This is a genomic window from Streptomyces sp. NPDC054047, assembly GCF_055585065.1.
In genome coordinates this window covers 64,229-85,145 of record NZ_JBVJKV010000004.1, presented here as the reverse complement: position 1 = coordinate 85,145, position 20,917 = coordinate 64,229, and the positions used below count along the sequence as shown (strand labels likewise).

General features: G+C 71.2%; 19 protein-coding genes and 2 pseudogenes. 8 read left to right on the top strand and 13 right to left on the bottom strand.

Translation table 11 applies throughout. The features are described from left to right. Positions 1 to 89: 89 nt before the first annotated feature. Positions 90 to 1,691 carry an MDR family MFS transporter gene (locus ACZ6ZP_RS17065; protein ID WP_383824743.1) on the bottom strand — a complete coding sequence of 534 codons (1,602 nt, stop codon included), beginning with the start codon at positions 1,689 to 1,691 and terminating at the stop codon, positions 90 to 92. Between the two features lie 102 nt (positions 1,692 to 1,793). Beyond that, the gene (locus ACZ6ZP_RS17060; protein WP_361468928.1) at positions 1,794 to 2,429 is read right to left on the bottom strand and encodes a TetR/AcrR family transcriptional regulator; all 636 of its coding nucleotides are present in this window, start codon (positions 2,427 to 2,429) and stop codon (positions 1,794 to 1,796) included. A 153-nt stretch (positions 2,430 to 2,582) separates the two neighbouring features. Between ACZ6ZP_RS17060 and ACZ6ZP_RS17055 the strand changes: the two genes are divergently transcribed. After that, positions 2,583 to 3,284: a DUF2470 domain-containing protein gene (locus tag ACZ6ZP_RS17055; RefSeq protein ID WP_469407343.1), complete on the top strand. Its 702-nt coding sequence runs from the start codon at positions 2,583 to 2,585 to the stop codon at positions 3,282 to 3,284. A 24-nt stretch (positions 3,285 to 3,308) separates the two neighbouring features. Here the strand turns inward: ACZ6ZP_RS17055 and ACZ6ZP_RS17050 are convergent, their stop codons facing one another. The 3 genes and pseudogenes from ACZ6ZP_RS17050 to ACZ6ZP_RS17040 all read right to left on the bottom strand — a co-directional run bounded on the left by ACZ6ZP_RS17050 (position 3,309) and on the right by ACZ6ZP_RS17040 (position 6,211). After that, positions 3,309 to 4,004: an AbgT family transporter gene (locus tag ACZ6ZP_RS17050; RefSeq protein ID WP_469407342.1), complete on the bottom strand. Its 696-nt coding sequence runs from the start codon at positions 4,002 to 4,004 to the stop codon at positions 3,309 to 3,311. A 155-nt stretch (positions 4,005 to 4,159) separates the two neighbouring features. Beyond that, a pseudogene (locus ACZ6ZP_RS17045) lies at positions 4,160 to 4,918 on the bottom strand (AbgT family transporter); the annotation flags it as partial. After that, positions 4,915 to 6,211: pseudogene (locus ACZ6ZP_RS17040) on the bottom strand (metal-dependent hydrolase family protein). The pseudogenes ACZ6ZP_RS17045 and ACZ6ZP_RS17040, both read right to left, overlap by 4 nt. Before the next feature lie 93 nt (positions 6,212 to 6,304). Here ACZ6ZP_RS17040 and ACZ6ZP_RS17035 point away from each other — a divergent pair. Further along, a complete protein-coding gene (locus ACZ6ZP_RS17035; RefSeq protein WP_361468829.1) occupies positions 6,305 to 7,324 on the top strand; it encodes an Lrp/AsnC family transcriptional regulator in 1,020 nt (339 codons plus the stop codon). A 68-nt stretch (positions 7,325 to 7,392) separates the two neighbouring features. On the opposite strand, the gene ACZ6ZP_RS17030 is transcribed toward ACZ6ZP_RS17035, so the two are convergent. Next, positions 7,393 to 8,892 (bottom strand): helix-turn-helix domain-containing protein, encoded by a 1,500-nt coding sequence (locus ACZ6ZP_RS17030; RefSeq protein ID WP_469407341.1) that lies wholly within the window; start codon positions 8,890 to 8,892, stop codon positions 7,393 to 7,395. 339 nt (positions 8,893 to 9,231) lie between these two features. On the opposite strand from ACZ6ZP_RS17030, the gene ACZ6ZP_RS17025 reads away from it, so the two are divergent. Beyond that, positions 9,232 to 9,888: a hypothetical protein gene (locus ACZ6ZP_RS17025; RefSeq protein ID WP_468616597.1), complete on the top strand. Its 657-nt coding sequence runs from the start codon at positions 9,232 to 9,234 to the stop codon at positions 9,886 to 9,888. Positions 9,889 to 9,928: 40 nt separating this feature from the next. Here ACZ6ZP_RS17025 and ACZ6ZP_RS17020 read toward each other — a convergent pair whose 3' ends face one another. Then, positions 9,929 to 10,600: a helix-turn-helix transcriptional regulator gene (locus tag ACZ6ZP_RS17020; RefSeq protein ID WP_361468838.1), complete on the bottom strand. Its 672-nt coding sequence runs from the start codon at positions 10,598 to 10,600 to the stop codon at positions 9,929 to 9,931. Positions 10,601 to 10,680: 80 nt separating this feature from the next. Here ACZ6ZP_RS17020 and ACZ6ZP_RS17015 point away from each other — a divergent pair, with 80 nt between their 5' ends. Then, positions 10,681 to 11,556 carry an oxidoreductase gene (locus ACZ6ZP_RS17015; protein ID WP_469407340.1) on the top strand — a complete coding sequence of 292 codons (876 nt, stop codon included), beginning with the start codon at positions 10,681 to 10,683 and terminating at the stop codon, positions 11,554 to 11,556. 54 nt (positions 11,557 to 11,610) lie between these two features. On the opposite strand, the gene ACZ6ZP_RS17010 is transcribed toward ACZ6ZP_RS17015, so the two are convergent. Together ACZ6ZP_RS17010 and ACZ6ZP_RS17005 are read right to left on the bottom strand one after the other, a co-directional pair. Further along, positions 11,611 to 12,195: an isochorismatase family protein gene (locus ACZ6ZP_RS17010; protein ID WP_469407339.1), complete on the bottom strand. Its 585-nt coding sequence runs from the start codon at positions 12,193 to 12,195 to the stop codon at positions 11,611 to 11,613. A 181-nt stretch (positions 12,196 to 12,376) separates the two neighbouring features. Beyond that, positions 12,377 to 12,751: an ANTAR domain-containing protein gene (locus ACZ6ZP_RS17005; protein WP_351166426.1), complete on the bottom strand. Its 375-nt coding sequence runs from the start codon at positions 12,749 to 12,751 to the stop codon at positions 12,377 to 12,379. 566 nt (positions 12,752 to 13,317) lie between these two features. On the opposite strand from ACZ6ZP_RS17005, the gene ACZ6ZP_RS17000 reads away from it, so the two are divergent. From ACZ6ZP_RS17000 to ACZ6ZP_RS16990, 3 genes are all read left to right on the top strand, one after another. Continuing rightward, the gene (locus tag ACZ6ZP_RS17000; RefSeq protein ID WP_361468931.1) at positions 13,318 to 13,803 is read left to right on the top strand and encodes a DUF6417 family protein; all 486 of its coding nucleotides are present in this window, start codon (positions 13,318 to 13,320) and stop codon (positions 13,801 to 13,803) included. 106 nt (positions 13,804 to 13,909) lie between these two features. After that, positions 13,910 to 14,383, top strand: a complete 474-nt coding sequence (locus tag ACZ6ZP_RS16995; protein WP_351166422.1) for a MarR family winged helix-turn-helix transcriptional regulator — start codon at positions 13,910 to 13,912, stop codon at positions 14,381 to 14,383. A 129-nt stretch (positions 14,384 to 14,512) separates the two neighbouring features. Further along, positions 14,513 to 16,633 carry an MMPL family transporter gene (locus ACZ6ZP_RS16990; RefSeq protein WP_469407336.1) on the top strand — a complete coding sequence of 707 codons (2,121 nt, stop codon included), beginning with the start codon at positions 14,513 to 14,515 and terminating at the stop codon, positions 16,631 to 16,633. Positions 16,634 to 16,654: 21 nt separating this feature from the next. Here ACZ6ZP_RS16990 and ACZ6ZP_RS16985 read toward each other — a convergent pair whose 3' ends face one another. The 3 genes from ACZ6ZP_RS16985 to ACZ6ZP_RS16975 form a co-directional block, all read right to left on the bottom strand. Beyond that, on the bottom strand, positions 16,655 to 17,791 hold the full coding sequence (locus tag ACZ6ZP_RS16985; RefSeq protein WP_469407335.1) for an LCP family protein: 1,137 nt from the start codon (positions 17,789 to 17,791) through the stop codon (positions 16,655 to 16,657). 52 nt (positions 17,792 to 17,843) lie between these two features. After that, complete coding sequence (locus ACZ6ZP_RS16980) at positions 17,844 to 18,353, bottom strand: transglycosylase SLT domain-containing protein (RefSeq protein ID WP_351166416.1); 510 nt, start codon at positions 18,351 to 18,353, stop codon at positions 17,844 to 17,846. A 374-nt stretch (positions 18,354 to 18,727) separates the two neighbouring features. After that, the gene (locus ACZ6ZP_RS16975) at positions 18,728 to 19,543 is read right to left on the bottom strand and encodes an AraC family transcriptional regulator (RefSeq protein WP_469407334.1); all 816 of its coding nucleotides are present in this window, start codon (positions 19,541 to 19,543) and stop codon (positions 18,728 to 18,730) included. Positions 19,544 to 19,627: 84 nt separating this feature from the next. Here ACZ6ZP_RS16975 and ACZ6ZP_RS16970 point away from each other — a divergent pair, with 84 nt between their 5' ends. Further along, the gene (locus ACZ6ZP_RS16970; protein ID WP_383824775.1) at positions 19,628 to 20,431 is read left to right on the top strand and encodes a TSUP family transporter; all 804 of its coding nucleotides are present in this window, start codon (positions 19,628 to 19,630) and stop codon (positions 20,429 to 20,431) included. An 83-nt stretch (positions 20,432 to 20,514) separates the two neighbouring features. On the opposite strand, the gene ACZ6ZP_RS16965 is transcribed toward ACZ6ZP_RS16970, so the two are convergent. Beyond that, positions 20,515 to 20,697: a DUF1272 domain-containing protein gene (locus ACZ6ZP_RS16965; RefSeq protein ID WP_351166410.1), complete on the bottom strand. Its 183-nt coding sequence runs from the start codon at positions 20,695 to 20,697 to the stop codon at positions 20,515 to 20,517. Positions 20,698 to 20,917 lie beyond the last annotated feature (220 nt).

Below are 20,917 nucleotides of genomic sequence, written 5' to 3'. Positions count from 1 at the left end.
GCTGGCCGAACGGCGAGGAGCGGCTCCGGTCGGCCCTTGCGAGGGTGACCGGAGCCGCTTTTTGAGGGCGAGTGGATCTGGCGACCGGCTCAGGCGACCGGCGTCGGCGCGGTGTTCTTGCCGGCGCCGTCGGGCCGCGCACCGCTCTCGTCGCTCTCCTTGCTCTCCTCGCTCTCCTGGGCGAGCCGTTCCATGCCGCTCGTCGTCTGCAGCGGCTTCTCCTTGATGAAGATCACCGCGACCAGCGCGAGGGCCGCGAACGGAGCTGCCAGGAGGAAGAGGTCGGCGGTGGCCAGACCGTAGGCGTTCTCCACGATCTCCCGCATCGGAGCGGGCAGTTGCGTCATGTCGGGTACGGCGCCCTCGCCGCCACCGGAGTCGCCGGCGGCCGAACCTCCTGCCGCGCCCACGCTCTTGGAGATCTCCGAGGCCACGCGGTTGGCCAGGACGGCGCCGAGGACACTGGTGCCGATGGTGCCGCCCATGCTGCGGAAGAACGACAGGACGGAGGTCGCCGCGCCCAGCTCGGCGGCCGGTACGTCGTTCTGCGCAGCAAGGACCAGGTTCTGCATCAGCATGCCGACGCCGATGCCGAGCACGGCCATGTAGAGGCTGAGCAGTCCGAAGCCGGTGTCCGCGTCGATGGTGGACAGCAGGCCGAGTCCTGCGGTCATGATGACGGCGCCGGAGACCAGGTAGGCCTTCCACTTGCCGGTCCTGCTGATGAGCTGGCCCGCGACGGTGGAGGAGACCAGCAGGCCCAGGATCATCGGCAGGCTCATCAGGCCTGCCACCGTGGGCGACTTGCCCAGCGCGATCTGGAAGTACTGCGAGAGGAACACGGTGCCGCCGAACATGGCCACACCGACCAGCAGGCTCGCGACGGTGGTCAGCGTGACGGTCCGGTTGCGGAAGATGGCGAGCGGAATGATCGGCTCCGGCACGCGTGACTCCACGAACACCGCCGCCACCAGCAGAACCAGCCCCGTCGAGGTGAGCGCCGCGGTCTGCCAGGACGCCCAGTCGAACTGCTGGCCCGCCAGCGAGGTCCAGATCAGCAGCGCGCAGACGCCGGCCACGATCAGGAAGGCACCCAGGAAGTCGATCTTCACGTCGCGGCGCACGGTCGGCAGTCGCAGCGTGCGCTGCAGGATCAGGATGGCCAGCAGCGCGAACGGCACGCCGATGAAGAAGCACCAGCGCCAGCCCAGCCAGGAGGTGTCCACCAGGACGCCTCCGACCAGCGGTCCCGCCACCGTGCCCACGGCGAACACGGCACCGAAGATGCCCGCGTACTTGCCGAGCCTGCGGGGCGGGATGACGGCCGCCATGACGACCTGCGCGAGGGCGGTGAGGCCACCGGCGCCGATGCCCTGTACGACGCGGCTGAAGATGAGCAGCCCCACGCCCTGGGAGAACCCGGCGAGCAGGGAGCCGACGATGAACATGGCCAGGGACAGCTGCAGGAGCAGCTTCTTGTTGTAGAGGTCCGAGAGCTTGCCCCACAGGGGGACGGTCGCCGTCATGGCGAGCAGTTCGGAGGTGACGACCCAGGTGTAGGACGACTGGCTGGCACCGAGGTCGGCGATGATGCGCGGCAGGGCGTTGGCCACGACCGTGCCGGCCAGGATGGCGACGAACATGCCGGCCATCAGCCCGGACATGGCCTGGAGTATCTGCTTGTTGCTCATGGATGTGGGCGCCTGAGCGGGCGCCTCTGTTGTGCTCAAGGTGTCCTTCTCGGAAGTCGATCCGTGGATCGGGCAGGAACGGAAGTCGGGAGTGACGCGGGCTCAGGAGTCCGCTGCGGGGGCGGCAAGGCCTGCGGCCAGGTGCTCGAAGGTGAGGCGGAAGACGTCGACGAAGGCGATGTCCGTCGTCCGCCCGCACCAGTCCTCGATGGCGACCCGGATGGCGGTGGTGGAGACGGCGGCGACCAGTCGGGGGTAGAGCCCGACCGCCTCGCCCGGCGCTCCCCCCAGCCGCTCGGCGATCGCCTGGGCCAGCTCCAACTCCTCGGCCATGTGGGCACCCAGGCCGCGGACGAGGAGGTGCGGGGAGCGCTGGAAGACCTTGGCCCGCAGGCTCCAGATCTCGTGGCGCTCCTCGATGTCCACCAGTTCCGCGGCGAAGGCCTCGCGCAGCACGTCGAGGACGGGCAGCGCGGCGGGCGCTTGGCGCACGGTGCGCCGAAGGCGCTCGCCGACCTCCTCGTCGAGCATGAGGAAGGCATCGTCGTGGCTGTCGAAGTAGTTGAAGAAGGTGCGCGGTGAGACTCCCGCCGCGCTGCTGATCGCCTCGACGGTGACGTTCTCCGCCCCGTGTTCGGCGGCCAGCCGCACCGCCGCATCGGCCAACGCCGCCCGCGTGGCCCGCTTTTTGCGCTCACGGAGTCCGGGCGCGGGGTCTTTGCTCGTCACATCTTGCAGAGTACGCAAAGATGCAGAGCACGCAAAATTCTCCCCACCGGCCAGCGCGCCGACACGGCGGCCTCACCGACTGTTCCCACACCCCCGCTATGGGTTAGGTTAGGCATACCTAAGTTTGAGGCTTGGGACTCTTCAACGGCATGGAGCATTGGGATGCGCCCACACAGCACCCGCATCACGCGGCCGACCCCCGCCGAACGCGTGCACGCGATCCTGCACGCCGCACAGTCGATGACTGTGATCAGCGACGGGTGTCACACCGAGGTCCACCGGCTCGACGGCACCGGCGCGGGGCACATCCACCTGCACGCCCCCGACCAGGACACCCCGGCAGTCCCGCGGGAACGCCGCCCGGTGCGCCTGGAGTTCACCGACATCGCACCCACCGCCGTACGCGACCGTCTGCGCGCCCGCGTCACCGTCACCGGGCTGCTGACGGCCCCGTACAGCGACGAGTCGTCCCGGAGCACCTGCATGGAGTTCGGCCAGGCGCTCCTCAAGGACGCCCAGGGCCGCCACTTCGTCTCCCTGGACCAGCTCTGCTCGGCCACCCCGGATCCGATCACGGGCAACGAGGCGGACATGCTGACCCACCTCGTGGACAGCCACCAGGAGCTCGTCCCCCTCATGGTGCGTCTGGTGCAACCGCAGCCCGCGAAGGGCATGTTGCGCGCGCTCCCGCTGGCCATGGACCGCTACGGAGTGACGTTGCGCCTGGAGTACCCCACCACGCATGTCGACGTCCGGCTGCCGTTCGCCACTCCCGTCAGCCACATCGACCAGGCGGGGCCGCAGATCCGCGGCCTGTTGGCCGCGGCCCGCCGCCTCTCCCACCGCGGTCGCCTGATCGTGTGACCGACGCGGTCCCGCACGATCGGGTCAGCGGTGGATGTCCGCGCCGGGGCCAAGAGGCAGGCCCAGCCCGTAGAAGAGGCCGAGGACCGCGAGCCAGGCGATCAGGAACGGGACCACGAACACCGAGAGCCGGGACAGGACCGTGCCCAGCTGCGCCCCGGGTTCGTAGCGGCGCAGGATCGTCAGCATCAGGAAGACGTACGGATTGAGCGGCGTGATCATCTGGGTGGCGGAGTCGCCGATCCGGAACGCCGCCTGGGTGACGGCCGGTTCCATGCCGAGGAGCATGAACGCCGGGACGAAGACCGGCGCGACCAGGGACCAGAGGGCCGAGCCGGAGGTCACGAACAGGTTCAGGACGCAGACCAGCAGGACGAACAGGACCAGGCCGGTGAAGCCGGTCAGGCCTGCGGACTCCAGGAGGTTCGCGCCGTTGACCGCGAGCAGGGTGCCGACGTTGGACCAGTCGAAGACGCCGATGACCTGTGAGATCACCAGGATCAGCACGATGTAGCCGGACATGCCGGTGATCGATTCGGCCATCATGCGCGGCGCGTCCTCGGCGCGCTTGAGCGTGCCGACGGTACGGCCGTAGACGACCCCGGCCAGGACGAACGCGACGAACAGCAGGGGCACGATGCCGTCGAGGACCGGCGAGGGGACAAGGGCGCCACCCTCGCCGCGCAATGGGGAGCCCGGCAGCAGCCAGCAGGTGACCACGACGCGTAGAGCAGGACGGCCAGGCCCGAGCGCAGCAGGCCCGTGCGCTGCCGGGCGGTGACGGTGACCGTGACGGCGGAGGGCGCGGCGGCCGCGTCCGACGTCGCCTCGGACTCGATCGCGGGCTCGGTCTCGGTCCCGGCCCCCGGGTCCGGCTGGGGCAGCCGGGGTTCGAGGACGCGGGAGATCAGGAAGCCGCCGATGAGGGCGAGGATGCAGCTGGCGGCAGCGGTGAAGAAGTAGTTGATGAGGATGTGCGTGGGGGCGCTCTCGCCGCCGGGCACGACCGCGGCGGCCTGTTGCGTGATGCCGGTGTAGAGCGCGTCGAGCGCGCCGATGGAGAAGCCGGCCGCGTAGCCGGCGCAGACGCAGGCGAAGCCGCCGATGAGGCCCGCGATCGGGTTGCGGCCCGCGTTCTTGAAGGCGAGTGCGGCCAGCGGCGGGATCACCAGGATCGCCACGTCGCTCATCAGGTGCGCCTGGCAGGACACGAAGGCGACCAGGTAGGGCAGCAGCCGCCGGGGTGCCCGTGCGATGGAGGCGCGTACGGCCGTCTCCAGCAGGCCCGTCTTCTCGGCCACGCCGACCGCGGCCATCATCAGCAGGACGGTGCCCAGCGAGGGGAATCCGGTGAAGTTCGGGATGAAGTTCTCGAGCAGCCAGCGCACGCCCTCGCCGGTGAACAGGCCCTTGACCGCGAGGGTTTCGTCCTCGCCGGGCACCGTGACGGTGGTTCCGGCGACGGAGAGCGCCGTCGAGACGGTGCCGATGATCAGGAAGAGGCCGAGGAAGAGCAGCACCGGGTGCGGCAGTCTGTTGCCCGCGCGCTCGATGCCGTTCAGGACCTTGTCGAGCAGGGACCGCTGGGGCGGTCCGCCCGTCGGCGTCGTCGTCGGGGTGACCGAGGTGCTCATCCGGTGGCTCCTTCCGATGGCGCGCCGCCGCCTGCGGGGGCGCTCTGGGCCAGGCCGAGCGTGTCCTTGCGCACGGCGCCGCGCTGGGCGACGAGCACGATGCGCTCCGGGTCGGACAGGACCGCGATGTCCGCGAGCGGATCGCCGTCGCACATCACCAGGTCGCCGTGTTTGCCCGCCTCGAGGGTGCCGATCTCCGCGGAGAGGCCCAGGAGTTCGGCGGCGCTGCGGGTGCCCGCCTCGATGGCCCGCTCCGGGGTCATACCGAGGGACACGAGGTGGGCGAGCTCGCGCAGATTGCGGCCATGGGGCACCATCGCCGCGTCGGTGCCCATGGCGATGCGTACGCCGTCGGCGATGGCCGCGGCGATGTTCTCCCGGGTGATGCCGGACCAGCGGACCTTCTTCTCGTAGTGGAAGGGCTGCATGGTCGCGCGGTCGATGCCGTCGAAGACCGTCGACAGGGTCGGCACCACGAACGTGCCGTGTTCGCCTGCCAGTTCACGGGCCTGCGCGGTCAGGCCATAGCCGTGCTCGACGCTGCTCACCCCGCCGCGGATCGCGTTGACGATGCCCGCGGTGCCCTGGGCGTGGGCCGCCACGGGGCGGCCGCCGTGCCGGGCCACCTCGTCGACGACCGTGCGGATCTCCTCGACGGTCAGGCCCTCGTCGTCGGGCTGGTCGTAGGGACTGCTCATCCCGCCGGTCGCACACACCTTGATCACGTCGGCGCCGGAGCGCAGCAGCCGGCGCACCGCGACGCGTACCTCGTCCGGGGTGTCGGCGATCTCGCCCACCCCGGAGCTGGGGTCGAAGCCGCACTCCGAGCGGAAGTCCGCGTGGCCGCCGGTGTGGCTGAGGATGCGCACGGCCGTGTGCAGGCGAGGGCCGACGGTGAGGCCCGCGGCGACCGCGTCCCGGTAGCCGGCCGGCAGGCCGCCCAGGTCGCGGGCGGTGGTGATGCCCGCTTCCAGGGTGATGCGCAGCCGCTCGGCGGTGCGGAACGTCTCCAGGGTCGGGTCGCTCTCGTGGCGGCGGACCATCTGCCGGGGCGATTCGATGGCGAGGTGGACATGGGTGTCGATGAAGCCCGGCAGGACCGTGCGTGCGGCCGGCCGCGTCCACGGTCCGGGCCCGGGCGGGTGCTTGTGGTGCCGTGGCGGCCGGTCCGGCGTGGACGATCGTGCCGTCCTCGCCGATGTCGATGACGGCGTCGGTGACGGGGGCCGCTCCGGTGCCGTCGAGCAGACGGGCCCGGATGATGCGCAGGGAGGAGAACGGTGCGTGGCTCATGGCCGACGATCCTCGGTATCAGGGATCACGACTGTGTAAAATCGCCGGAATCCTTCACCGCACCGGCCTTCGACGCAGGATTCGGTACCTCTCATGGAAACGCAGCGGACGCACACCCTGGACGAGCTGGATCTGGCGATCGTGCACGCCCTCCAGATCCAGCCCCGGATGCCCTGGGTGCGCATCGGCGAGGTCCTGGAGGTGGACGCGGTGACGGTGGCCCGGCGCTGGGAGCGCCTGGTGCACGCGGGCGTGGCCTGGGTGGACGGCTATCTGTCGCCCGGTCACGACGAGGGCGTCTACGCGCAGCTCGAGATCGACATGGACGGGCGGCCGAGCGAGGACACGATCGACCAACTCGCCCGCGACCCGCATGTGCTGAGCCTCAAGCAGACCTCGGGCGGGCGCGACATGCTGGCGATCGTCGCCGCCGCCGACCTCGACGGGTTGGCCCGGCTCTCCGGCGACCGGGTCTCGCAGCTGCCGGGCGTGCGGGCCGTACGCAGCCATGTCATCACCGCTGCACCCTTCGAGGGCGCGTCGTGGCGGCTGCGCAGCCTGACCCGGCAACAGCGCGGCGCACTCGCCGTGGAGCGACCCGCGCTGCCCGCCGAGCCGCTGCGGCCCCTGGACCGCCGGATCGCGCTCGCGCTGGGCACCGACGGACGGATGCCCCTGACGGAGCTGGCCGACACCGTCGGCGCCTCCGCCGCGACCGTCCGGCGCCGGCTGCGGGTACTGACCGGCACCGGACGGCTCTCGCTGCGCTGCGCGCTGGCCCGGCCGCTGACCGGATTCCCGGTCTCGGTCGTGTACTTCGGCTCGGTGCCCGCCCAGCATCTGGACGAGACCGTGAGCGCCCTGCGTACCCTGCCGGGCCTGCGCATGTGCAGCATCACGGCGGGCGCGCACAATCTGATGCTCGACATCTGGCTCCCGGCCCTGTCCGAGGTCCACACCACCGAGGCGCTGCTCAACAGCCGTCTCGCCCACCTGGACCTACGGATCACCGAGCGTGCCGTGGTGCTGCGCACGGTCAAACACGTGGGGCGGATCCTGGACCGCAGAGGACACAGCGTGGGCTCGGCGCCGCTCAACTACTGGGATACGTAAGAGCGTTCACGCCTTACAAGCTCCGGCTCCCGCCCGTCTCCCGCACCCGTCTCCCGCACCGCCGCACGTCAGTCGGCCCCCTGTCCGTTGGCCTTCGGGATCGTGCGGGCGCCGCCCGTGGTCCCGGCCTCCGAGCGAAGGGCGTACAGCCGGGTGAGCGGGTGGAAGCGGTAGCGGCCCGGGGCCGGGGACTCCAGGAGTTGCACGTCGACCAACTCCTCCAGGATCGCCTCGGTGGCCGACGGGGCGCCGCCGGTCCTCGCCGCCGCCTGTTCCACCGTCAACTCGCCCTGCTCCGCCGCCAGCAGGGGCAGCGCCCGCGCCGCGTCCCGGCCGGTGGGGCCCCGGTCCAGCAGCCCGCGGCGGCCCGCTTCCAAGGCCGCCCGTACGTCCAGATCCGCGAAGGACAGTTCCGCCAGGCGCCGCGCGGGATCGGTGAGCCGGTCGGCGAGCGCCCGCACCGGCCAGCGGGGGCGTGCCGCCAGGCGGGCGCCCGCGATGCGCAGGGCCAGCGGGAGGTGGCCGCAGTGGTGCGCGATCGCCTCGGCGGCGCCGCGCTCGGCGCCGAGCCGTCCCGGCCCCGCCCACAGGCCGAGCACCTCGACGGACGCCGGGGGCGGCAGGGGCATCAGGTGGAGGTAGGCGGCGCCGTTCAGGGCGGCGAGGACCCCGCGGCTGGTGACCAGGACCGCACAGCCGTGTGCCGCGGGCAGCAGCGGGCGGACCTGGGCCGCGTCCAGCGCGTTGTCGAGGACGATCAGCACGCGTCGCTCGGTGAGCAGTGTGCGGTAGGCCGCCGCCGCGTACGCCTCGTTGCCCGGATGCGGCTCGGGCGCACCCAGCGCGTGCAGGAAGCGCCGCAGGACGACGACGGGCGGGACGGGGTGCGCGTCGTGGCGAGAGCCGCGCAGGTCGGCGTAGAGCTGGCCGTCGGGGTACCGCTCGGCAAGCCGGTGGGCCGCGTGCACGGCGAGCGCCGACTTGCCGACACCACCGGGGCCGTCCACTGCGACCACCGGAGGGCCGACGCCCCGCCGGGCCGGGCGCAGCACGTCGAGCCTTTCCAGTTCCCCTGCCCGGCCCGGGAGTTGGGGGATGTCCACGGGCAGCTGGCGCGGCACGACGGGACGGCAACCCGCGGCGTCCGTGCCGGGCGCGCTGTCCGTGCCGGTCGCTTCGTCCGTGTCGGGCGGGTCGGCACCGCGGCCGGTAGCCGTGTGCGCGCGGCGCGCCTCCTCCACCCGGTCTCGGGCCGTCGCAAACAGTCTCAGCTCTTTGCCGGTGGCGCCGAGCAGCTGGACCAGGGTGTCGAAGCGGTCCGTCGGCGGCAGGGTCTTGCCCGCGAAGTAGTCGCCGATCGCCCCGTGCGCCCATCCCGTTCTCGTCGCCAGCTGGCGGTAGGTGAGCTGGGTGCCCCCGTTCCTGCGTGCGGCGCGTCTGCGCAACTGCCGCAGCAGCGCGGCCAACGCCTGGACCGTGTCCACCGATTCGACCGGGCCGACGTCCGCTGCCGTCTCCCGCACTCCCCCGTCCGGCGGGTGTCCCGCCGCCCCCGTTCCTCCTGGCACCGTTCGCAACCTCCGCACCGGCCCGCACCGGGCGACCGCGTGTGACCGTCGCCTGGCCGAGGCCATCCGGACCTGTCCGGCGGCGCCCGATCCCGGGGATCTCCCTGGAACGCACTGCAAGCATCCCGCTACCGCTCGGATCCCCCGAGCCGGCGACCGGGCACCACACCGGCTGTCACCACGGTATTCGTGGAATATCGCCCTCCGGTTTGGTGCGGTTTCCCGCCGGGCGCCGGAGGCCGGGCTTCGCGAGACCGCGCGACCGACACCGCACGACCGCCGTCGGACAACCTGACGTCAGACAACTCGACGTCGGACGACCAAGGGGGCACGACCCATATGAGCAGGATCTGCAACAAGGCCCCCGCCCCGCCTGACGGCAGCGTGACCGACCAGTCTCTCCAGTCTCTGTACGAGCGCGTCGACGGCCCCATCGCCACCGGCTCGGCCCACTTCATGCGGGCGGGCAGCGAGCTGCACCTGATGCACTCCGACCTGGAACTGGGCGACGCGCGCAAGGCCGCCCTGCGGGTGCGCTGTGCTGCCGCCGCCGTACGGACCGCGCTGGTGGAGTACCGCACCTCGCACCGCGTCGCCCAGGAGCTGGGTTTCTACCCGGTCCACGACGAGCGGCTGCGGCTCGCGGGCGGCGGGGTCGCCCCGGTGCGCGAGACGCTCCGCGCCGCCCGGGAGGCGAACCTGGTCCAGCTGGATCGAGTATCCATCGAGGCTGTCGCGCGGCGTCACGAAGAGGGCGGGGACGAGGCGGCGTTCGGCCACTTCGTGTCCGAGCTGACCGCGTTCTCGGCGGAGCTCGAGGGCTTCGCGGCCCAGGCCACCCAAGCCGGCCCCGCCGACTGGCAGCCCCTGGCGTGGCAGTTGCTCACCGGTTTCGACCGTATCCGGATCTACGGTCAGGCTCTGGCCGTCGTCAACATCCTCGCTATGGGTCCGCCGAGGCCCGCGAGAACCCCGACGGCTTCTACCGCTCCATAACGGTTCCAGGTGTGCCGGAGGCCGTCGTCGCGCCGGTCGGTCAGCTGCCGGTGAGACCGCGCCGGCTCGCGTTGACGCCGGCCTGGAACCGCGAGTCGGCCTCCAGGGCGGTCATCAGCTCGGCGACCCGCCTGCGGTAGGTCCGCACGGACATGCCGACACGGCGCGCGCCCACGGCGTCGGTGAGCCCGTCCGCGAGTGCCCGCAGCACGGCGAGGGAGTCGGCGTCCAGGCCCTCGGCCTCGTGGCGCAGGTAGTCCGCGATGGGGGTGCCGGCGTCCCATGTGGCACACATCAGGGCGTGCACACCGCCGACGAGCGCCGGTGCGGTCGTGATCGTGAACTCACGGCCGCGGGCGCCGCTGCGGCCGGCGAGGATCATCACCCGCCGGTCGATGATGATCGTCTCGTGCGGCAGTGCCGCGGCACGGACGCGCACCTGCCCGCCTGCGGCCGCGATGTCGAACAGGTGCAACCGCTGTTCCTCGTCGGCCAGTACGGCCGGTGTGTAGAGCTTGCGTACGACCATGCCGTCAGCGGTCCGGGGGCGCAGGCTGCGCGCGATCGACGCTCTGGCCTCGGGCCGCGTCCAGGTGTGCAGGTCGTTGGCGGCGCAGAAGAACTCCCGCGTCGTCCCGCGGAACAGCTGGGCGGTCCGCGCGGCCAGCTCTCTCTCGCCGTGCACGATCAGCGTGCTGGTTTGGTCGGTCACCCTCCCAGTCTCCGTCATCGTCCGTGGCAACAGATTGCCATCCGGCCTGCCGATGGCCCTCGCGGGTCGAGGGTGGGGTCATGACCACACAGATCACGGCCGCAGCGAGCGGCCAGTTCATGCTCGGTGGCGACCGCGGCGTCAACCGGCTCGGTTTCGGCGCGATGCGCCTGGCCGCAGGCACTTTCACCGGGCCGGCACGCGACCCGCGGACCGGTGCCGCGGTGCTGCGGCAGGCCGTCGATGCGGGTGTCGACCACATCGACACGGCCGGTTTCTACAACCGGGGGGAGGTACGTGCCAACGATCTGATCCGCACGGCGCTCGCGCCCTACCCGGCCGAGCTGTTGATCGCCACCAAGGTCGGCCCGCTGCTCGGAGCCGACGGCATGCCCACCGGCCAGGCCGGTCCGGAGCAGCTGCGCGGGCTGGTGACCGAAGATCTGCGCGCCCTCGGTCTCGACCGGTTCGACCTGGTCTATCTGCGGGTCGGGGGCATGCGGGAGCCGGGCGGCGAGAGTGTGGCCGACCGGTTCGCGGCACTGGCGGACCTGCGCGAGGAGGGTCTGATCCGCCACCTGGGGGTCAGCAACGTCGATGCGGCGCAGCTCGACGAGGCGCGGGGCATCGCGCCGGTCGTCGCGGTGCAGAACCAGTACCACGTGCATCGCCCCGATGACGCCGCCGTGCTCGCGCGCTGCGAGGAACACGAGATCGCCTACGTGCCGTTCTTTCCGCTCGGTGGCGGCTTCGATCCGATCGAGCACGGCCGCCTGGCACAGGTCGCCAAGAGGCACGAGGCGACCACCGCGCAGATCGCCCTCGCCTGGTTGCTCGCGAGCTCCCCGAACATGCTGGCCATTCCCGGCACGGGCTCGCCTGCCCACCTCGCCGAGAACCTCGCCGCGGCCGGACTGCGTCTCGACGCCGCCGACCTCGCCGAACTGACGGGCTGACGGGCTGACGGGCTGACGGCTACGAAGTGCTGCACCGGCTGGTGGCTTGTCGACTCACGGACAGGTCACCGGCCGGTGCGAGTGGGTGACTGACCGAGCCGCGGCGAAGTCCACGTCGGCCGCGGGCAGCACCCGGACGCTCCGCCCCGGGAAGCGGAGGTGCCGGAAGATCTCGTTGTGGTGGGCGATCGACTGCGCGGGCGCGGCGTACTCGCCGCTGTCGGGCCGGACGGACGTGGTGTGCCCATCGGCGACCACCACCAGGTCGTATCCGTGGCTCAGCGCCTGCCGGGCCGTGGTGTCCACGCAGATCTCCGTCGCGAACCCGGTGACGACCACCTCGGTGACGCCCAGCGTCTTCAGGGTCCTGTCGAGATCCGTGCCGAGGAAGCTGTCCGGGCTGGTCTTGCGGACGCCGAACTCGCCATCGGCGGGAGCCAGTTCAGCAACCACCTGCCACCCTTGGGTGCCCTCTTCCATCCCGTTGCCCTGATCCTGGATCGTCACCACCGGCACACCGGCGGCTTTGGCGCGTTCGCGCAGCTCGGCGATCACGGCGACGGTTTCGGCGGCCCGATACGCGATGGCCACCGGAGTGTTCTGCATGTCGATGACGAGGAGCGCGGAGGCGTGTGACATGGGCACACCGTAAAGGACCTTTACCCTTCACCCGGCACTGTTTTGGCGGCCGCGGGTCAGGCAGGTCTCGATCGTGCCGCGAACGCCGAGGATGTCCAGAACCGAGCGGGTGCCGACCGCTTGGACCTCCAAACACCTCACGCCGCGCCCTCTGCGGTGACGGAGGGCGCTCGCGCGTTGATCAGCCCGTAGCCGCTTGCCGTTTCCTCAGGGCCTCGCCGAGAGCCGTGCGGACCGGGTTCGGCAGCGGTTCGCCCTCCGTCGTGGCGATCAACTCTTCTGCCACCGCCCGCAGTTTGGTGTTGGAGTGCTGTGACACCTCGACCAGGATCTCCCACGCCTCCTCCGCGGTACACGGACCCAGCGTCATGAGCATGCCCCGCGCCTGGTCTATGCAGGGGTGGGAGTCCAACGCGCGATGGAGGTCGTTGACCTCGGTGCGCAGTGCCTTGATCTCGGCGACCTCGTCCGCGCATTCGCCGTCAGGAGCCGGCTGCTCGGGAACGGGGCGAGGGTTCAGTGCTGGGGTGTTGAGGGAGTCCGATGAGGAAGCCACCCGCTCTGCCTCTCGTTTACTCGCGCCGCCTCTGTCAAGTCGGCAGGACCGCTGATGAGGTGAGCATCGCAGATCCCGCACATCCATGGCCAGAGTTTGTTGCTTCCGCGCATGCGGCAGCGCCGGTGGCTGTCTGTCCCAACCGACCGGCGCCTACGTCGCACAGCGCTGTGCCTTCGCCGTGATCGAGTAGCCATCTCCGTTGATCTGAAACAGGTGCAGCCCTATCAGCCTGCTCCAGGGGGGCTAGTCAGCCAATTAGTCGCGGGCCGTCACGCGGTGCCCCCCTCACCGACTCACCGACCCGGCAGCGGGCACGGCCAGTGCGCGTGTTCGACTCCCCCCTGGCCCCACCCCGATTTCGAGCGTAGACCGCCCCAACTGCACCCCCGCGGGCCTGGGTGCACGCTAGCGTCGCCGCGACGCACTGTTTGGCGGGAGGGGCAGGGATGCGGCGCTCGGCCGGGCATTACGCGCTGCTGCAATACGTGGCTGACGTGCAGCGCACAACCGATGGATGGGCCACCGCAGGGCCCGGACTCGATGAACGCACCATGGGCCCCTTGGTGAGACTCGGGCTTGCCCGGGTGGCGTCCCGCGAGGATCAGGCGGAGCTCTCCGCGAAGGCGGGCCGACCGGTCCCGTGGGCGGTGCAGCTGACGGACGACGGGTGGGACGGGCTCCTGTACGCACAGGTGCGGGCTGCTCCTCCGGCCGTCGAGGCCCCCGCGCCCGGGCTCCAGCAGGTGGGCCTGCGCCGCTCGGAGCTGGATGCCCTGCGGCGGTTCCTCGCGTTGCGCGGACGGCTGCGGCGCGGGCCCGCGCCGGGTCTGGAGGCGGCGGTGGACGCGGCGCGCTTCAACGCGGCGTCCAACCGGTGGATCGTGTACGTGAGCGGTGAGCAGATGGACTCGATGGCGCGTGCGTTCTTTCTCGAGCGGCTCGGCGGCTCGGCGACGCTCGCCAACCGGTTCGCCCGTGTGTACGGGGTGAGCTATGCGCCCCCGCCTCTCCTCTACGCCTCCGAGTCGGAGCGCGGCGAGGCCGGCTAGCCGCCCGGCGGTCGCGGGAGCCCCGTCGTGCCGCCGCGCGGGGAGTGGGAGTGCGCCGGGGAAGGATCTATAGGCTGCGTGTGTGGCCAGTACAGAAGATTCAGCGTTGAGCGGCATTACGGCATCCGACCCGGCTCCGACAGATCTGCAGTCGTTCGCGGTGCAGCTGCGACGCATGAACGGCGAGATCAACCGGCTGATCCACGGCTTCGCGGCCGGCCACGATCTGCACGCGACCGACGTCCAGGCCCTCGCGGCGATTCTGGACTCGGACGCCCCGCTCACTCCGGGACGGCTGCGTGAGCATCTGGGGCTGACCTCGGGTGCCGTCACCGCGTGTCTGGACCGTCTGGAACGGGCGGGGCACGTTCACCGTACGCGGGACAGCGAGGACCGTCGGGTGGTGCACGTGCACTACGCCGCCACGGCGAAGTCGGCGGCGCGCACCTTCTTCCAGCCGCTGGCGGCGGCGACGGAGAGCGCTCGCGTGCGGTTCAGCGAGGACGAACTGGCCGTCGTGGTGCGCTTCTTGGCCGCCATGAACGAGGAACTCTCCGAGCTGCGGAGTCGTCAGCGCTGAGCTGACGCAGGGCCCCGCCGCGACAGGCCCGGGCGCGCGCCGGGCACCCGCTGGGCACCTCCACCGGACAAGATGTTTCAATCATTGAGATTCTTATTTATTGAGCTATAGAAGTCCGCGAGGAGATCCATGTCCACAGGCACACGCGTGGCACGCTGGCTGGTCCCCGTCGTCCTGCTCGTCGCCTGGCTCGGCATCGGCGGAACGCTGGGGCCGTACGCCGGAAAGCTCGGCGAGGTCGCCACCAACGATCAGTCCGCCTTCCTGCCCCAGAACGCCGAGTCCACACAAGTCATCGACGCCCAGCGGAAGTTCCGTCAGGAGGAGACCCTTCCCGCGATCGTCGTCTGGACCACGGACGGTGACACGCGGGCCGACGGCATCGATCAGGACCAGAAGGACGCCGCCACCCGGGCGCTGGCAGCCCTGAACGACGCGTCGGGGGTCGCGGGGCCCGCATCCCCGGCGGTGCGGTCCAAGGACGGCCAGGCGCTGCAAGGGGTCGTCCAGCTGCGGCCCGACCTGGGCGAGGAACTCGAAGGAACCCTGGAGCAGGTCAGGAAGGCCGCGGGGCAGGTGCCCGGCACGAACGCCCAGGTGGCCGGCCCCGCGGCCAGCCAGGCCGACCTGTCCGACGCCTTCGGGGGCATCGACGGTCTCCTGCTCGGGGTTGCCCTGATCACCGTCCTGGTGATCCTGCTACTGGTCTACCGCAGCCTGCTGCTTCCGCTGGTGATCATCCTCGGGGCCGTCTTCGCCCTGGGGCTCGCCTGCGGCATCGTCTACGTGCTGGCCGACCACGACATCGTCCGGGTCGACGGCCAGGTCCAGGGCATCCTCTCCATCCTGGTCATCGGCGCCGCGACCGACTACGCGCTGCTGCTCACCGCGCGCTTCCGTGAGGAACTGGCCGCCGACCGCGACCGGGTCGCCGCCATGCGGGCGGCGCTGCGCCGTTCGCTCGGTCCCGTCGTCGCCAGTGGCGCCACGGTCGCCCTGGGGCTGCTCGCCCTCCTGCTGAGCGACCTCACCAACAACCGCGCGCTCGGCCCGGTGGGGGCCATCGGCATCGCCTGCGCCGTACTGAGCACGCTGACCTTCCTGCCCGCTGTCCTGATCCTTCTCGGGCGCGCGGCGTACTGGCCCGCCCGGCCCAGGTCCGCCACGGAGAAGTCCGCGGGGCAGGGCGTGTGGACCCGCATCGCCTCTCTCGTCGACCGCGCGCCGCGCAAGGTCTGGGCGGGCACCCTCGTCGGCCTGTTCGTCTGCGCCGCCTTCGCTCCCACCCTCAGCTCCAAGGGCGTGCCGCTGGACGAGATCTTCGTCAACGACGCGCCCTCCGTGGCCGCGCAGAAGACGCTCGGCACGCACTTCCCCGGCGGCTCGGGCAATCCGGCCGTGGTGATCGCGGACGCGGACCGGGCCGAGCGGGTGACGGCTGCCGTCGAACGCACCGAGGGGGTGTCATCGGCTGCGGCCGCGAGCGCCTCAGGCAGGCCGGGCGCGGGAGAAGCGGGCGCGTCAGACCTGCTCGTCGTCGACGGCCGCGTACGCATCGACGCCACCTTGGAGGACGCCGCCGACAGCGACGCGGCGAAGGACACCGTGGCGCGGCTGCGGGACGCCGTCCACGCGGTGGACGGGGCCGACGGACTGGTCGGCGGCTACACCGCGCAGCAGTACGACACGCAGCAAACGGCCGAGGGCGACCGCCTGCTCATCGTGCCGGTCGTCCTCGCCATCATCCTCGTCATCCTGATCGGGCTGCTCAGGTCGCTGCTCATGCCGGTCCTGCTGGTCGCGACCGTCGCGCTCAACTTCCTTGCCACGCTGGGAGTTTCCGCCCTGGTCTTCCAGCACGTGCTGGGATTCAGCGGCACCGACTCCTCCGTACCGCTCTACGGGTTCGTCTTCCTGGTGGCCCTCGGCGTGGACTACAACATCTTCCTGATGTCCCGGGTCCGCGAGGAATCACTGCGCCACGGGACGCGCGAAGGAGTGCTGCGCGGTCTGACCGCGACCGGCGGGGTCATCACCTCGGCCGGGGTCGTGCTCGCGGCGACCTTCGCGGCGCTCGGCATCATCCCCCTGGCCTTCCTCGTACAGATCGCCTTCATCGTCGCCTTCGGCGTCCTGCTGGACACCTTGGTCGTACGGTCGCTCCTGGTGCCGGCCCTCGTCCGCGACATCGGGCCCAGGGCGTGGTGGCCCGGAGCCCTCAGTCCCACGGGGAGCTCCGGGGCGGAGTGATCCGGGCGGGCCTCGGCCGGGTCAGGTGCCCGCCGTCACCGGCGAGTCGGTCCGGTCGCCCACCGAGTCCCGCGTGGCGGACTTGGGGATGGGCCGGTCGTGGCGCAGGGCGGTCCACACCCGCTGCGAGGCCTTCTTCAGCGGCAGGACCCGTCCCGCGTCCTGGGAGTCGTAGGTGACGGGCATCGTGACCATGTCGGTGCGGTCGGGGCTGATGCCCTTCAGCTCCTTGGCCAGGCCGAGGAGTTTGTCCGCGGAGGCCAGCTCGGAGTCCGCGCTGATGGTCTTGGTCGCGGTGTCCGCCAGGTCGTAGGACTTGGCGGGGCTGCCCAGCGGATCGACGGTGTCCGCCTGGTGGATCAGCGCCTTGATAAATGCCTGCTGGAGCTGGATGCGGCCCAGGTCGCTGCCGTCGCCCACGCCGTGGCGGGTGCGCACCAGCTCCAGGGCCTGCTTGCCCTTGAGGGTGTGCTTGCCCGCGCTCAGGGCGAGACCGCTGTTGGGGTCGTGGATCGCCTTGCGGGTGGTGATGTCCACGCCGCCGAGCTCGTCGATGAGCTTCTGGAAGCCCTTGAAGTCGACCTCGAGGTAGTGGTCCATGCGCACGCCCGACATCTTCTCGACCGTCTTCACGGTGCACGCCGGTCCGCCCACTTGGTAGGACGAGTTGAACATGGCCTGCCGCGCGCCGGCCGCCGTGCCGCCGTGCGGCTCGGCGCACTGGGGCCGCTCGACCATCGTGTCGCGCGGAATGCTGACGACCGAAGCCTTCTTGTGGGTCTTGTCGACGTGCAGGACCATCGCCGTGTCGGCGCGGGCTCCGCTGACGCCGGTGCCGTACTTGCCATGGGTTCCCGCCCGGGAGTCGGACCCGAGCAGGAGGATGTTCATCGAGCCGTCCTTCTGCTGGCTGGGCCGATCGTGCCCCAGGACGGCGTTCATGTCCGTGCCCTGAATGTTGCCGTTGAGGTGCTGCCAGGCATAGGCCGCACCGCCTCCGCCGATCAGGAACACTCCCAGCGCGCCCCACGTGGCGTATCGCAGGGTCTTCTTCTTCGGCTTGCGCCGGGAGCGCCGTACCCGCGGGGGCCCGTAGTCGGGCACTGCGGGGCCTTCGGCCATGTGCGCCTGCTGCTCGTTGCTGCTCTCGTGCGGCATGCGCTGCCCCTTCTCTGTGACCGGTGGCTCAGTGGGTTGCTCGACCCACGGCTCAGTACGCGGAGTCGACGTTGTCGATCGAGCCGTACTTGTCGGCGGCGTAGTTGGCGGCCGCGGTGATGTTGGCGACCGGGTCGGTCAGGCTATTGGGGGTGCCCGAGACGTGGTAGGCGTCGAAGGTCGGCTGGATGACCTGGAGCAGGCCCTTGGACGGGGTGCCGTTCTGCGCGTTCACGTCCCAGCCGTTCTGGGCGTTGGGGTTGCCCGCGGACTCGCGCATGATGTTGCGGTGCAGGCCCTCGTAGGAGCCGGGGATGCCCTTGGACTTCATGATGTCCAGGGACTCCTTGATCCAGCCGTCGAGGTTGTCAGCGTAGTTCTTGTCGTCCGCGGCGGCCTGGGCTGCGCGGGTGCTCGCCGCGGTCGGCTCGGCGGCCTGGGCGGGCGAGGGGATCAGGGTGAGGGCCGCGGCGGCGGCACCGGCGGTGGCAATGCCCGCGACGGAGATCTTGCGCAGTCGGGTGGTGCGGCTGGTGCTGGTCTGCGTCTGGGTGGTGGCCATGCGGGGGTAACTCTCCAATGCGAAGGGTGTGGGGGCCCGGTCGACCCGAGCGGCATTCGCCCGGTGCGATCCCGGCTCCCCGGAACTTCAGCAAGGGTTAGCGGTGGCCGGAGCGGGACGCAACGATGTGACGTACTACCGCGGTACGCAGGACGCCCTGGTCAGGGCCTTCACAGGGGACGCGCGGCCTTCCGCGGGCGCCTTGAGCCATCTACTACCGTCGTTAGCATGTGACGTGGCTCCTATGGGTGGGCTCACAGCTTCGGCGGCGTTTGACTGCTCTGGGGGGCGTGGAAACGGCGTCCTGGGGAAGACGATCGGGCTCGACGCCACGGGCGACATTATTTGCCGCTTATTCGCCGCGAATGCGCAGGTCAGGACGGTTTCAGCGCCTTCGTGGCGCCGGTCGGGCGTCGATGCGGCCGATGGTGCTCGGCGGCGAAGCGGGACGGGGGCATGCCGAAGGCGCGGGTGAAGGCGGCGGTGAAGGCCGCGGGAGACGCATAGCCGATGCGGCCGCCGACTTCGCTGACCGATGCGGTGCGCAGCAGCGGGACGGCCGCGAGCAGACGGGCCCGGCCCCGCCAGGCGGCGGGGCTCTCGCCGGTCTCGGAGCGGAAGCGCCGGGTGAAGGCCCGTTCGCTCATGGCCGTGCTTGCGGCCCAGGCGGCGTTGGTGGCGTCGCCGTCCGGGGCGGCCAGATACGCGCGGCACAGGCGCGCGAGGTCGGCGGAGGCGGGAATCCCGACGTGGAACGGGAGCGGGGCGCGCTCGGCGATCTCGTACAGGAGAAGCGCCGCGATGCTTCCCTCGCGCCCGGAGAGGCTGTAGTCGCTCTCGAACTCGACAGCGGCCAGGAGCAGCTCGCGCAGCAGCGGCGGCACGTCCACGACCGTGCAGGTGGCGGGCCACCAGGGGACGGCGTGCGGCTCGATGTACAGGCTGCGGGTGCTCACCCCCAGCATGTGGACCCGGTGCCGCGTGGCGGGCGGGATCAGCACGGCGCGTTCGGGCGGAACGGTCCAGGTCCCCTCGGCGGTGTCGACGACCATGACGCCGGTGGCGCCGTAGAGGAACTGCGCGCGCCGGTGCTCGTGCCAGTCCAGGACGTGGCCGGGCGGGTAGTCGGTGCCGATCGGCAGGACGGCCCGGTCGACGTGGTCGACATCGGCCAGCGGGACGTTCTTCACCCGCACACCTTAGTGGCTGACACGCGAAAGAATGGTGCCGACCATCGCATGCGGGTAGATCGTCACGGCTGGTGGGGTGGGGCCATGGACTTCGCGATGTTGATCGGGGTCGGGCTCCTCACCGGGGTGACGACCGTGTTGTTCGGTTTCGGTGGAGGGTTCGTCGCGGTGCCCGTGGTGGTGGCGGCGGACGCCGCACTGGGCGGCGACGCGATGCGGGTGGCGACGGCCACCTCGGCCCTGGTGATGGTGGTGAACGCGGGGTTCGCGACGGCCGTCACACCCCGGCGGATACTGCGCGCGCTGCGCGGCAGCGGCCGGCTGGTGCTCCTGCTGGCGGTCGGCGCCTCGGCCGGTGCGTTCGCCACGCGTCTGGCCCCGGCCGATCTGGCGCACTGGGCCTTCGTCGCGTACGTCGCGCTGACCATCGCCGACCTGCTCCTGCGCCCCGGCTTCCTGCGCCCGCGTCCCCCGGCCGGGCCGGCGTCCGAGGCTCCGCGTCCGCTGTCGACGTGCCTGGGCGCACCGATCGGCGCGGTGGCCGCCTTTCTCGGCGTGGGCGGCAGTGTGATGACCGTTCCCGCGATGCGGCGGGCCGGGCACCCGATGCAGGTGGCCACGGCCCTGGCCAACCCCCTGACCCTGGCCATCGCGCTGCCCGCCACCGTGGTGTCGCTGGGCGTGGCGGCGGTCCCCGCGGCTGGGGCCGCGCAGGTGCACCTGGTGGGCCTCATCGACCTCCGCGCCGCTGCGGCCCTGCTCCTGGGAGCGCTGCCGGTCATCGCCCTGCTGCGGCGCCGCCCGCCGCGCATACCCGACCGCGTCCACGCCTGGGCGTATGTCGGGCTGCTCGGCCTGGTGACGGTGGCGATGCTGCTCATGGCGTGACGGGGCGTTTCATGGCGAGACTGCTGCGCACGGGGTATTCCACGGCGAGGGCGCTCCGTTGCGGGAGATCGCCGTCGGCGACGTCAGGTCCGTACGCGCGTGGGACGGCTGACGAGCTGCCCGCCGCAATTGGGGCAGACGTCCTGCATGGCCTCGGCGCACGGGGTACAGAACGTGCACTCGTAGGAACAGATCTTCGCCGGCGCGTCCCACGGCAGCGCCGCACTCTCGCAGCGCTCGCAACGATCACGCATTTCCAACGCCATGATGTCCCCCGTAGCTGGCCGACCGGTGTCTGCGCGGTAATGATCTCGGGAGCGCGCTGCCGCAGCGACCGGCGCGGCGGCCATACATCGACACGATCGGGCCATGCCCCGGTGGCCGAGCGCCGCCCCGACCGGCCGGTACCGCCGATGGGCGGTACCGGCCGGTCAGGGCGGTCGTGCATCGGCCGCCTACCGTCTGCCGTCGGCCTGACCGCCCGGT